9 protein-coding genes are annotated in these 12301 nt (G+C 67.3%); 2 read left to right on the forward strand and 7 right to left on the reverse strand.

All coding sequences use genetic code 11. The annotated features are described in order from the left end of the window. Positions 1-17: 17 nt before the first annotated feature. The 4 genes from glnA to G6N67_RS35935 form a co-directional block, all read right to left on the reverse strand. The gene (gene glnA, locus G6N67_RS35920; RefSeq protein WP_036438983.1) at positions 18-1358 is read right to left on the reverse strand and encodes a type I glutamate--ammonia ligase; all 1341 of its coding nucleotides are present in this window, start codon (positions 1356-1358) and stop codon (positions 18-20) included. A gap of 72 nt (positions 1359-1430) precedes the next feature. Continuing rightward, a complete protein-coding gene (locus tag G6N67_RS35925; protein ID WP_036438980.1) occupies positions 1431-2978 on the reverse strand; it encodes an alpha/beta hydrolase in 1548 nt (515 codons plus the stop codon). An 88-nt stretch (positions 2979-3066) separates the two neighbouring features. After that, positions 3067-4590: an alpha/beta hydrolase gene (locus G6N67_RS35930; RefSeq protein ID WP_036438977.1), complete on the reverse strand. Its 1524-nt coding sequence runs from the start codon at positions 4588-4590 to the stop codon at positions 3067-3069. Between the two features lie 56 nt (positions 4591-4646). After that, positions 4647-6038, reverse strand: coding sequence for a WS/DGAT/MGAT family O-acyltransferase (locus G6N67_RS35935; protein ID WP_036438974.1), 1392 nt, complete (start codon positions 6036-6038; stop codon positions 4647-4649). 157 nt (positions 6039-6195) lie between these two features. Here G6N67_RS35935 and panB point away from each other — a divergent pair, with 157 nt between their 5' ends. Beyond that, a complete protein-coding gene (panB, locus tag G6N67_RS35940) occupies positions 6196-7047 on the forward strand; it encodes a 3-methyl-2-oxobutanoate hydroxymethyltransferase (protein WP_036440413.1) in 852 nt (283 codons plus the stop codon). Positions 7048-7126: 79 nt separating this feature from the next. Beyond that, the gene (locus G6N67_RS35945) at positions 7127-8941 is read left to right on the forward strand and encodes a BamB-related PQQ repeat family beta-propellar protein (protein ID WP_036438971.1); all 1815 of its coding nucleotides are present in this window, start codon (positions 7127-7129) and stop codon (positions 8939-8941) included. A 3-nt stretch (positions 8942-8944) separates the two neighbouring features. On the opposite strand, the gene G6N67_RS35950 is transcribed toward G6N67_RS35945, so the two are convergent. Genes G6N67_RS35950 through G6N67_RS35960 form a run of 3 tightly spaced genes read right to left on the reverse strand, consistent with a single transcriptional unit; the run spans position 8945 to position 12249 of the window. Beyond that, entirely contained in the window at positions 8945-9730 is a 786-nt protein-coding gene (locus G6N67_RS35950; protein WP_036438969.1) for an enoyl-CoA hydratase/isomerase family protein, read from the reverse strand. Positions 9731-9741: 11 nt separating this feature from the next. Beyond that, a complete protein-coding gene (locus G6N67_RS35955; protein ID WP_036438965.1) occupies positions 9742-10416 on the reverse strand; it encodes a TetR/AcrR family transcriptional regulator in 675 nt (224 codons plus the stop codon). A gap of 27 nt (positions 10417-10443) precedes the next feature. Further along, positions 10444-12249, reverse strand: a complete 1806-nt coding sequence (locus G6N67_RS35960) for a fatty acyl-AMP ligase (RefSeq protein WP_073911736.1) — start codon at positions 12247-12249, stop codon at positions 10444-10446. Between the last annotated feature and the right edge of the window lie 52 nt (positions 12250-12301).

Here is a 12301-nt window from a genome sequence, read left to right on the forward strand (position 1 = left end):
GCCATCGGCCCGACACTCTAGAGCGACAGGTAGTTCTTCAGCTCGTACGGCGTGACGTGGCTGCGGTAGTTCTCCCACTCTGCGCGCTTGTTGCGCAGGAAGTAGTCGAATACGTGCTCCCCCAACGCTTCTGCCACCAGCTCGGAGTTCTCCATGGACTCCAGCGCGTTTCCGAGGCTCGACGGCAGCTCGCGGTAACCCATCGCCCGGCGCTCCTCGGGAGTCAGGCTCCACACGTTGTCCTCGGCCTGCGGGCCCAGCACATAGCCCTTCTCGACGCCACGGAGCCCGGCGGCCAGCAGTACTGCGAACGTCAGGTACGGGTTGCACGCCGAATCGGGGCTGCGCACCTCGACGCGGCGCGACGACGCCTTGCGCGGCGTGTACATCGGAACGCGCACGAGCGCCGATCGGTTGGCCGCGCCCCACGACGCCGCGGTGGGCGCCTCGCCGCCGTGCACGAGCCGCTTGTAGGAGTTCACCCACTGGTTGGTGACCGCGCTGATCTCGCTGGCGTGCTCAAGGATGCCTGCGATGAACGACTTGGCCACGTCGGAGAGCTGCAGCGGGTCGTCGGGGCTGTGGAACGCGTTGGTGTCGCCCTCGAACAGGCTCATGTGGGTGTGCATGGCCGAGCCGGGATGTTCGGCGAACGGCTTGGGCATGAACGACGCCCGCACACCGTCGGCCAGCGCGACTTCCTTGACCAGGTACCGGAACGTCATCACGTTGTCGGCCATCGACAGCGCGTCTGCATACCGCAGATCGATCTCCTGCTGGCCCGGCGCGCCTTCGTGGTGGCTGAACTCGACCGAGATGCCCATCTGCTCCAGCGCATCGATGGCGTGGCGGCGGAAATTGGGGGCCGCGTCGTGCACGGCCTGGTCGAAGTAGCCGCCGTTGTCGGCCGGGACCGGCGGCGTGCCGTCGTCGGGCCCCGGCTTCAGCAGGAAGAACTCGATCTCGGGATGCACGTAGCAGGAGAATCCGAGGTCACTGGCCTTGGCGAGCTGGCGGCGCAGCACGTGCCGCGAGTCGGCCCACGAGGGCGAACCGTCGGGCATGGTGATGTCGCAGAACATGCGCGCGGAATAGTGCTTGCCGCCGCTGGTGGTCCACGGCAGCACCTGGAACGTCGACGGATCAGGCCGCGCGACGGTGTCGGATTCGTACACCCGCGCGAAGCCCTCGATCGAGGAACCGTCGAAGCCGATGCCCTCCTCGAAAGCCCCTTCGAGCTCCGCGGGCGCGATCGCGACCGACTTGAGGTAGCCAAGGACATCGGTGAACCACAACCGGACGAAGCGGATATCGCGTTCTTCCAGCGTGCGCAGCACGAATTCCTTCTGGCGGTCCATGACCGCAGCGTAGGCACCGGCTGTTAAATCCGTGTTACGCGGCCGAGTCAGCTTCGCCTCAACCCGCTTCCGTCAGCACTGCAGCCCGTCGGACGGCGGCACGCCGTCGACGAAGAACCGCAGCACGGCGCTGTCCACGCACGCGTCGCCGTTGAACACCACGGTGTGCTGTGTGCCGTTGAACGTGATCAGCGACGCGTCCATCTGGCGGGCCAGCTCCACGCCGGCCTGATACGGCGTGGCCGGATCGCCTGTCGTCGACACCACCACGACCTTGCCGGGCCCCGGGCCGCGCACCTGATGCGGCGCCGACGTGGGCGGCACGGGCCACAGCGCGCAGATGTCCCGCGGCGCATAGCCCGTGAACTCGCCGTAGGCCAAGAACGGGGCGACCTGGCGGATCTGCTGATCGGCCTGGGCCCACACCGTCGGATCCGTCGGATACGGCGAATCCACGCACCGGATCGCGGTGAACGCGTCCTGCAGGTTCTGGTAGTGGCCCGCGTCATTGCGGTGTTGATAGTCGTCGGCGAGCAACAGCAGATCGCCGGCGTCGGTGCCGCGTTGCAGCCCGAGCAGGCCGCTCGTGAGGTACAGCCAGTACCGCGCCGAGTACAACGCGTTGACGGTGCCGGTGTCCGCGTCCTGATAGCTCAGACCGCGCGGATCGGATGTGACGCCCGGCCGGGTCACCAACGGATCGACGAGTTGGTGGTAGCGGCTCACGAACTGCGCCGGGTCGGTGCCAAGCGGGCACCCCGCGGATTTGGCGCAGTCGGCGGCGTAGGCGTCGAAAGCCTTTTGGAAACCTGCCATCTGGCGGATCGTCTTGGTGATCGGGTCGGCGCTGGGGTCGATGGCACCGTCGAGCACCATGGTGCGGACCCGGTCGCCGAACTGCTCGGCGTAGGCCGCGCCGAGTTCGGTGCCGTACGAGAAACCCAGGTAGTTCACCTGGTTCTCGCCGAGCGCGGCCCGTACCGCATCCATGTCCCGCGCCGACGACGCGGTGCCGATGTTCGCCAGGAACGGCGCACCCATGCGGTCCAGGCACTGTTGCGCCAACTGCCGGTACAGGCCTTCGATGTGCGCGACGCCTTGAGGGCTGTAGTCGACCATGGATTCGCGCCGGTACGCGTCGAATTCAGCATCGGTACGGCACCGCAGCTGCGGCGTGGAATGCCCGACGCCGCGCGGGTCGAACCCGACCAGGTCGAACCGGCGGCCGATCTCGGTGCCGGCCAGTGCGGCACCCATGCCTGCGACGGTGTCCACCGCCGACGCGCCGGGGCCGCCCGGGTTGACCATCAGCACGCCGATTTTGTCGCCGCTGGCCGGAACCCGGATGACGGCCAATTCAGCTTGTGCGCCTTGGGCATTCGCCGGGTCGTCCCAGTCGACCGGCACCGCGACGGTGCCGCACTGTGCCGTCGGGATCGCCGAGGTGTCCGATACCCAGTTGGCACAACTCCCCCACAGCGGCGGTTCGCCGTACGGCTGTGCCGACGTGCCTTCGGGCGAGGCCGTCGCGGCCGGAGCGGCCATCAGGGGCGTCATGAGCAGTGCCGCTGCCAGTAGTCGTGTTGCTCCTCGCGTCCCGGCCCACCGCACGGCTGACATGGTCGCACGCCTGGGACACGCCGGACGGGTCCGAAGCCGAGCAGAGATCAGTAGGCAACCAATCGGTGACCTTGCGGTCAACGGGATCTCAGCACTTGGTGCCCGCGGGCGGCACCGCGACATCGATCAGGTACTTGGTCGCGATGTCGTCGATGCACGTGTTGCCCTGGAACACCACGGTGTGCTGGGTGCCCTCGAAGGTCACCAGCGTGCCGCCGAGCTGGCGGGCCAGGTCCACGCCGGCCTGGTACGGCGTCGCGGGATCGTTGGTGGTCGAGACCACCAGCGTGGGCGGCAACCCGTCGACCTTGATCTCGTGCGGGGTGCTGGTCGGCTTGACGGGCCAGAACGCGCACGTGCCCAGCGGCGCGTGCCCGGTGAAGTCGCCGTAGCTCATGAACGGGGCGACCTCGCGCAGCCTGCGGTCCTGCTCCACCACGACTGCGCGGTCGGTGATCGCGGGCTTGTCCATGCAGTTGACCGCGACACGCACGTCGGTCGAGTTGTTGTAGTGGCCCTTGGCGTCACGCCCCATGTACAGGTCGGCCAGCGCGAGCATCAGGTCGCCGTTGCCGTTCTTGATGCCCGTGAGGGCATCGGTGAGGTGGCGCCACAGGTTCGGCGAGTACAGCGGCAGGATCGTCCCGACGATCGCGTCGCTGTAGCCGAGCCCACGCGGATCCCGGGTCTTGGCAGGCGTCTGTACGAGCGGGTACACCAACTCCTTGTAGACATCCACGGCTTTGGCCGGGTCGGTGCCCAGCGGGCAGTCCGGGCTCTTGGCGCAATCGGCGGCGTAGTCGTCGAACGCCTTCTGGAACGCCGCGGCCTGCCGGATGTCGGCCTCGACCGGATCGGCGTTGGGATCCACCGCTCCGTCGAGGATCATCGCGCGGACCTTCTGCGGGAACTGCTCGGCGTACGTCGCGCCGATGCGCGTGCCGTACGAGTAGCCCAGGTAGGTCAGCTTGTCGTCGCCGAGCGCCCCGCGGATCGCGTCGAGATCCTTGGCGACGTTGTCGGTGCCGACGTTCTCCAGGAATTCGATTCCGGCCTTGTCGACGCACCGCTGCACGAACGCCTTGGTCTCGTTCTCCAGGTGCTCGACGCCTTCGGGGGTGTACTCGACCGTCGGGTCGGCCCGCACGCGGTCGTTGTCGGCGTCGGAGTTGCACCACACGGCCGGGTTCGACAGCGCGACGCCACGCGGGTCGAAGCCGACCAGATCGAAGCGCTCCTTGATGGCCTGCGGCAGGCTCGGCAGCAACGAAACCGCGGATTCGACGCCGGACTCGCCCGGCCCGCCCGGGTTGATCACCAGCGAACCGATCTTCTGCCCCGTTGCCGGGAAACGGATCATCGCGATCTGCGCGACATCACCGTCGGGCTTGTTGTAGTTGACCGGCACCGAGAGCATGCCGCACTCGGCACCCGCCGGGATCGGCACCTGGTTGCCTGAGCCGCCCGCGCACGGCATCCACTGCACCGGGGTGCCGGGCGGCGGCACCGCCATCTTCGCGTTCCCGTCGACCACTCGGCTGCAACCGGCCAGCACCAGTGCCACCACCGCCACCAGCGCACCGACCCGGGCGGCCCCGATCCTGAACGTCATGGCTCAACATGCTGCCATGAAGCCGGCCCGGCGCTGGCTCCGCCCATTTTCGACGCCTATTTCGCGGCCTTCAGCAACTCGTCGAGGGCGACGGAGAAGTCGTCGGCCATGTCCCACAGGTCGGGCAGCAACTCGGGGCACGACACGATGCCGACGTCGAGCATCCCGGTCAGCGACATCACCGTGATGTTGAGGCCGGATCCGTGGAAGATCGGCCCCAGTGGATACATGGCCTTGACCTCCGAGCCCAGGAAGTACAGCGGCACCTGCGGCCCCGGCACGTTCGAGATCACCAGATTGTGCACGGGTTTCGCGCCGGACAGCCTGCTGGCCGCGTACACCCGCATCGCCGCGCCGAACACCGCGGGTGCGGCGAATTGCGTCCAGTCCTGCAGCAGGGTCGCACTGATCGCCGAGCTGTGCTGTTTGGCAACGGAATTCGCCGATGCGATCGACTTGATGCGCTCCACCGGATCGTCGATCTGGGTCTCCAACTTGGAGAACATGCCAGAAACCTGGTTGCGGCCCGGCCGGTCGGAGCGCTCGTGCACCGACACCGGCACCATCGCCACCAGGGAATTGTCCGGAAGTTCGCCCCGATCGATGAGGTAGGTGCGCAGCACCCCGGACACCAGCGCCATGACGACGTCGTTGACCTTGACGCCGAAGTGGTTCTTGACGGTCTTGATGTCCTCCAGGTCCAACTGGGCGAACGCGATGTTGCGCCGGCCCGAGATGTTGGCGTTGAACGCGGTCTTGGGCGCGGCGAACGGCGCGGCCATCGTCAGGCCGCTGCGTGCCCGTTTGACCGTGTCGACCACCGAGGACACGGTCGTGGGCAGCACGTTGATCAATTTCAGCGGGCGCGTCACGAACTTGACCGCACCGTTGATCGCGATCTCCAGTTCGGAGGCGTCCCCGGCACCCGCCACAGGCTCGGGCGCGGGTGCGTCGGGTTCTGTGGTGCACAGCTGCGACATCAGGTTGGCACCAGTGACGCCGTCGACGCCGGCGTGGTGCATCTTCGTCATGACCGCGATCCGCCCGCCTGCGTGCGCGTCGGTGCCCGCGACGTTCTCGATCACCCACATCTCCCACAGCGGCCTGGTGCGGTCGAGCGACAACGACGCGATATGGCCGCATATCTCGGAAAGTTCCACGCGGCCGCCCGGAGCAGGCAACCCGATCCGGTGCAGATGCCGGTCGACGTCAAAGTCCTTGTCTTCCACCCACACCGGATGATCGAGGTTGAGCCTGCTGTCGGCGAGCTTCTCCCGGAACTGCGGCATGGCCGCGATCCGCAGCTCGAGCGCCTCGCGCAGCCGGTCGAACGTGTAGCCCCCGGGCATGGTCGTGGTGTCGAGCTCGAGTATCGAGCACACGTGCATCGGCTGAGCCGGAGTTTCGAGGTAGAGGAAGCTGGCGTCGAGTCCACTGAGCCTTTGCATGCCGCTGATCGTAGGTCCGAGCAGGCCAAGTGTGAGCAAATCCACTTAACGCGCCTTTTACCTTCGTTGGCGGCGGTGGCAGACTGACAGCTGTCAGACGAATCCGGGGACCGCAAGGCGGCGTCGAGATTCGAACCGACCATCACAAGGGACGATGATGTCTGAACACGCTCTGTACGGTGCTGCTTCCGGTTCCGCGGAGACCGCGAAACCGCGCACCAAGGTCCGCACCCTCACGCTGCAGAAATGGAAGTCCGAAGGGCACAAGTGGGCCATGCTCACGTGCTACGACTACTCAAGCGCACGGGTTTTCGACGACGCAGGCATCCCGGTGCTGCTCGTCGGCGATTCCGCGGCCAACGTGGTCTACGGCTACGACACCACGGTGCCCATCACGATCGATGAGCTGATCCCCCTGGTGCGCGCCGTCGTCAAGGGCGCGCCGCACGCCCTCGTGGTCGCCGACCTGCCGTTCGGCAGCTATGAGAGCAGCCCGACGCAGGCCCTGGCCACCGCGACACGGTTCATGAAGGAAACCGGCGCGCAAGCGGTCAAGCTCGAGGGCGGCGAGCGCATGGCCGATCAGATCGCGGCGCTGAGCGCTGCGGGAATTCCCGTGGTCGCCCACATCGGATTCACCCCGCAGAGCGTCAACAGCCTGGGCGGGTTCCGGGTGCAGGGCCGGGGCGACGCCGCCGAGCAGACCATCCACGACGCCATCGCCGTACAGGAAGCCGGCGCGATCGCGGTCGTGCTTGAGATGGTGCCCGCCGAGCTGGCGACTCAGATCACCGGCAAGCTCACCATCCCCACCGTCGGCATCGGTGCGGGCCCCAACTGTGACGCCCAGGTGCTGGTCTGGCAGGACATGGCCGGGCTGACCAGCGGTAAGACCGCCAAATTCGTCAAGCGTTTCGGCGATGTCGGTGGCGAATTGCACCGCGCGGCAACGCAGTACGCGCAGGAAGTGGCGTCCGGGGTGTTCCCGGCGGACGAGCACAGCTACTGACCCTAACCAGCACGAGCAGACGCGGACGGGCTGATATTGGCGTGCGGAGCGGCGTGTTGACCGTGTGACGATTGGGCGCGTGCACAGCGACCAGGGGAACTCGTCGGACAACAGCGCGTGGGGAAAAGCTGCATCGCTTTCCGCGGGCGCCGCATGCGTCTTGCTCGTGTCGGCAATCTTGCTGGCAGTGTGGAGCCGGCTGAGCGGCAAGTTCGGACTGGTAGGTGATCCCCCACCCCCGTCGGGAGTCGACGTCAATCCGTGGAACTCGACGACGTTCGTGTCCATCTCGGCGGCGGTCACCGCTGCGGTGCTGCTGATTGCGTTGACAGGCGCGCGGGGACCGCGCCGTTCAGGTGGCCCGCTCAGATGGTGGAGTATCGGCGGTTGGGCCATCGTTGCGCTTCTCTTCGTCGCGGGGTTCCACACCGGCATCACGGTCTATTACCGCCAAGCGATGAACGAGGGCCCCGTCAGCGTCGCGCTCCCGGCGGCTGTCGGAGCCTGGGTTCTTGTCATCGCCGGCACCGTCGCCGCAATGCTCGCCGGCCTTGTTCTGCCGTGGTGGACCCGGCGGAACAATCGGATGCTTGTTCTCGGCGCGGTGATCGGGGTTGTCGCGTCGACCGCGGTGGCGGTGACCGCCGCTTCCGCCGGCAACGACGACCGATACATCGACGCGACCACCGCAGACCGGGTCGATGTTCCGCCGTATCCGTCAGCACTCGGTCAGCACCGGTTCACGTTGACGCTGCCTGACGCGCTGAGCGCCAGTTACGGTCCGCGCTACGAAATCTGGCCTGCGGGAGCAGGTTTCATCACTGTCCAGAATGGCTATGTGACCGCCTACGGCGCCGACGGCAACGAACGCTGGCATTACCGCAGAACTGGGCCCGGACCGTCCGCGATCGAGGCCAGGGCGTACGACCAGGGAGCTACCGTGGTTCTGGCCCACCACGGCAGGTCAAAAACCGTTCTCGTCGGCCTCGACGCCATGACGGGGCAACGCTTGTGGACTCGCTCCGACGAACAGCTGGACACCGCATTCCACAGCGAATCAGGTCTCTACGATCCCGACCCGTTCCTGGTGTACCGCGACGAGCAGACGTGGACCCGGTTCGATGCCCGGTCGGGCCGGCCGATGTGGTCGGTTCCCAATCCCAGAGGTGACTGTTCGGAGCATCATCCAGCCGATACCACCACTCGACTCGCATCGATTCTGTGGTGTGACCGAGACGACAACGGCAACAAGGTGGTGGACTTCAAAGTCTTGGTTGCCGACCCGAAGAACGGTGAGAAGCTATGGGAGAACACGTTTTTGCAGGGCCCACCCTCGACGGAAGAATATTGGACGAGCGCGAGCTCATACGTGTTCCCGACCGGCGCAGAAGGCTTCTATCTGCAAACGGACTGGAGAGATCGGCGCGTACCCGACTTCTTCTTCAATGCTGACAAGCAACTGGTTGTGCCTCTTCCCCCGGACACCGCCGTTCAGACCACCCCCGCTCCTGCCCAAGGCTTTCTGGCCATGCACAGGCAGAACCAACCCGATTGGGACGTGCTGTCGGGGTACGGCAATGACGGACAGCTGAAATGCACCACCACGACGCCGATCGAGGTGGCATCACAGCGGCTGCCCAACCGTCACGGCAGCCAGGACATCGGCTACGTGGCACTGCGCGACGGTTTCGTCTTCTACGACTTCGGCCGCAAACTCGCCACAGGCCGACACGGACAATCGCTTCTGCGGATGTTCAGCAATACGACGTGCCAGCCCATCTCTCAGGTTCCATTCGACGCGTTCGAGGGACTCGTCAACGCTCCGGGTGTGGTGCTCGCCCTACGCCAGGACGCCACGAACAGGGACACCGTCCTGATCGAGGGCTATGCCTGAGCGTCAGGCGAACTCGGCCCGGCGCTTCGCGAGGAACGCATCGACCCCTTCGCGTCCGTCGGCCGAGTCCGCGCGCTCGGCGATCAACCGGCCCTCGGCCTCCATCTGCTCTTCGAGGCTGTTCTTGAACGACGACAGCAGCAGCGCCTTGACCGCGCCGTTCGACCCCGCCGAACCGGCCGCCACCTGCTGGGCCAGCGCCGTGGCGCGCTCGGCGAGTTCGGCGTCGGGGACGACCTCGGTGACCAGCCCCCATTCGTGCGCTTCTGCCGCCGACAGGGTGCGGTTGCTCAGCATGAGTTCCTGCGCGCGGCGAAGCCCGACGAGCCGCGGCAGGTAGTACGACGAGCTGCCGTCCGGGCTCAGCCCGACCTTGGTGTAGGCCATGGTGAACGACGCCGACTCGGCGGCCAACACGAGGTCGCCGGTGACCGCGATGCTGAACCCCGCACCGGCTGCGGTGCCGTTGACCGCGGTGATCAGCACGGCGTCCATCCGGGCGAACGTCGAGATCGCCCGGTGCAGGTCGTCGGCGACGCCCTTGATGTAACGGCCCCGCGACTCGGCCGTCGCGAACGATTTCAGGTCGCCGCCCGCGCAGAAGAACCGACCCGACCCGGTCAGCACCACGGCCTTGGTGCCCGCTGCGTCGCACCGCCGCGCGGCGTCTGCGAGTTCGCGAGTCATGGTGTCGTTCATGCCATTCGCGGCGTCCGGGCGGTTCAGGGTGATCTGCGCGACGGGGCCGGCGTGGGAGAGCGTGATGGCTTCATAGGAAGAGTCGGTCACGAAGCCGCACTCTATCGGGCGGCCCGCTCGGCCGGTTGCACACCCAACCGCGTCGCGGTCGCCCGCACCAGGGCGGCGAAGTCACCGTCGTAACCCAGGAGGCGCAACGCCCCCTCCCCGATCACCCACGGTTGTTCCGATGGCACGTCACCGTCGTCGGACCTGCTGTTGACGGTCGATTCGACGAGCCGGAACGGCAGGTCGGCCGCGTCTGGCGGCCCGCCGCACTCGGCGATCACGGCCGCCGACAGTTCCTGGTAGGCGTTGCGCAGTTCGGCCCGCCGGCGGCGGAACGGCTCGAACCGGTCGGTGCGCAATTCCGGCAGCAGGTACAGCGCGCCCAGGTTCCACCGGCCCGCGCACAGCTGGATGGCGTCGCCGACCGCGAGTGCGTGCAGCCGGGGCGCCGCCGGCCCGCGATCGTCGCGCAGCGCCACGACCAGTTGCAGCGGCGGATCGACCGTGTCGGTCAACAGCGCGTCGAGGATGTCGTCCTTGGTCGCGAAGTGGTGATAGAGCGACGCCTGCCGCACCCCCACCGCGTCGGCGATCCGCCGCGTCGAGGTGCTGGCGTACCCCTGGGTGGTGAACAGTTCAGCCGCCGCGTCGAGAATTTCCTCGCGGGCCGTCTTGCCCGGCCTGCGCGGCTGCTCGAGCCTCGGGCGGCCGCGGCCGATGCTGCTCATCGCGCTATTGTCCCCTGCCGCCCGCGGTCAGCCCGACCGCACCTCGGCGAGATACTGCTCCCGGCAGGCGCGGCGCGCCAGCTTTCCGCTCGTGGTGCGTGGAATCGAGCCTGCCGCAACCAGTTTGATGTCCGACACAGCGACGGCGTGATGCCGTGAGACCGCCGCACGGATGGCGTCGGCGATCGGCGCCGGATCGGCCCTGCCCGCGCCGGGCGCGCGTTCGGCGACGATCACGAGCCGCTCGCCGTGCGGCGAGGGCACCGAGAACGCGGCGACGAAACCTGCCCGGACGGCACGCGACGCCGCGGCAACCGTGGCTTCCAGATCCTGCGGGTAGTGATTGCGGCCATCGATGATGACCATGTCCTTGATCCGCCCGGTGATGTAGAGCTCGCCATCGAGGTACATGCCGAGATCCCCTGTGCGGAACCATGTGCCGCCCGCGGGGGCGCCTTCCGCGTGGCTGCCCTGCTGCAGCCGTGACTGCAGCTTGTTGGCGAACGCCAGCTCGGATTCGGCCGCGCGGCGCCAGTAGCCCCGCCCGACATTGTCGCCGTGCAGCCAGATTTCACCGATCTGGCCGTCCGGCAGTTCGGCGTCGTGGTCGGGCGCGACGATCACGGCCCATTGACTGCGTGCGACCTGTCCGCAGGACACCTGCGGCAGCGCGCCCGGCGCGTCGGGCTCCACGATGACGGCGTGGCCGGCCCCGAGCTGCTCGCGGTCGACGTACACCGCGCTCGGCTGGGCGTCAGGTGCGATGGTCGAGACGAACAACGTGGCCTCGGCCATGCCGTAGGACGGCTTGACCGCCGTCGGCTGCAGTCCGTATGGCGCGAACGCGGCGTTGAACGTCTCGATCGAGGCCATGCTGACCGGCTCGGAGCCGTTGATCAGGCCCGCGACGTTGCTCAGGTCGAGCTCTTCGCCGGCAGGCGGCAAGCCGCGCTGCGCGGCCAGTTCGAAGGCGAAGTTGGGTGCCGCCGCGAACGTCGGCACATCGGAGGCGCCGAGTTCCTTGATCCAGCGATACGGCCTGCGGACGAACGCGACCGGCGACATCAGCGTGATCTCTCCGCCGCACAGGGCCGGGAACATGATCATGAGCAGCCCCATGTCGTGGAACAACGGCAGCCAGCTGACGCTGCGGATGTTCCAGTCCAGGCCCACCGACATGATCATCTGCAACACGTTGGTGCACGCGCACCGGTGGGTGATCTCCACGCCGGCGGGGGTCCGGGTGGAACCCGAGGTGTACTGCAGGTAGGCGATGTCGTCGGTGGCGATGGGAACGGTCCTGAAATCGGCGCCGACGGAGTCCGGAACCGCGTCCATCGCCATCATCCGGGGCCTGCGCGACCGCGGCAGCTTGCGCAGGAACCGGCCCACGGCCTCGGCGGCTGCCGTGGTGGTCAGCACCACCGTCGGGGCGGCATCGGCCAGGACCGCGTCGAGCCGCTCGGCGTGCCCGGGGAGTTCCGGGGAGAACAACGGCACCGCGATGTTTCCGGCCCGGATGGCGGCGAAGAAGCCGACCACGTAGTCGACCCCCTGCGGGGCGAGGATGGCGACCCGATCCCCCGCGCTGGTCACCTGTTGCAGCCGGGCACCGATCGCGCGGACCTTGGTGTCCAGCTCTGCCCAGGTCAGTTCGATGGCCTGGCCGTCGTGTTCGTAGTCCAGATAGCGGTAGGCGGTCGTCTCGCCGAGTTCGGCGACGTTGCGGTGGAAATGCGACAGCAGCGTGGAGCCCTCAGGGATGGCGATGTTGCCCTCCGAATCGAGGTAATCCCCGATCTCCATGCGCGCTGGCCTGGTCTGCACACTCATGCACACAATATTAAGAGGCCTCTCAGAATTTGCGGAGTACCCCGGGCCGGAA

This window comes from Mycolicibacterium mageritense, assembly GCF_010727475.1.
Lineage (GTDB): Bacteria > Actinomycetota > Actinomycetes > Mycobacteriales > Mycobacteriaceae > Mycobacterium > Mycobacterium mageritense.

Excerpts from the sequence above, each read along its gene's own strand:
- glnA (WP_036438983.1), bottom strand. The coding sequence starts at position 1,358 with ATGGACCGCCAGAAGGAATTCGTGCTGCGCACGCTGGAAGAACGCGAT.
- G6N67_RS35935 (WP_036438974.1), bottom strand. The coding sequence starts at position 6,038 with ATGCAAAGGCTCAGTGGACTCGACGCCAGCTTCCTCTACCTCGAAACT.
- G6N67_RS35955 (WP_036438965.1), bottom strand. The coding sequence starts at position 10,416 with ATGAGCAGCATCGGCCGCGGCCGCCCGAGGCTCGAGCAGCCGCGCAGG.
- G6N67_RS35925 (WP_036438980.1), bottom strand. The coding sequence starts at position 2,978 with ATGTCAGCCGTGCGGTGGGCCGGGACGCGAGGAGCAACACGACTACTG.
- G6N67_RS35960 (WP_073911736.1), bottom strand. The coding sequence starts at position 12,249 with ATGAGTGTGCAGACCAGGCCAGCGCGCATGGAGATCGGGGATTACCTC.
- panB (WP_036440413.1), top strand. The coding sequence starts at position 6,196 with ATGTCTGAACACGCTCTGTACGGTGCTGCTTCCGGTTCCGCGGAGACC.
- G6N67_RS35930 (WP_036438977.1), bottom strand. The coding sequence starts at position 4,590 with ATGACGTTCAGGATCGGGGCCGCCCGGGTCGGTGCGCTGGTGGCGGTG.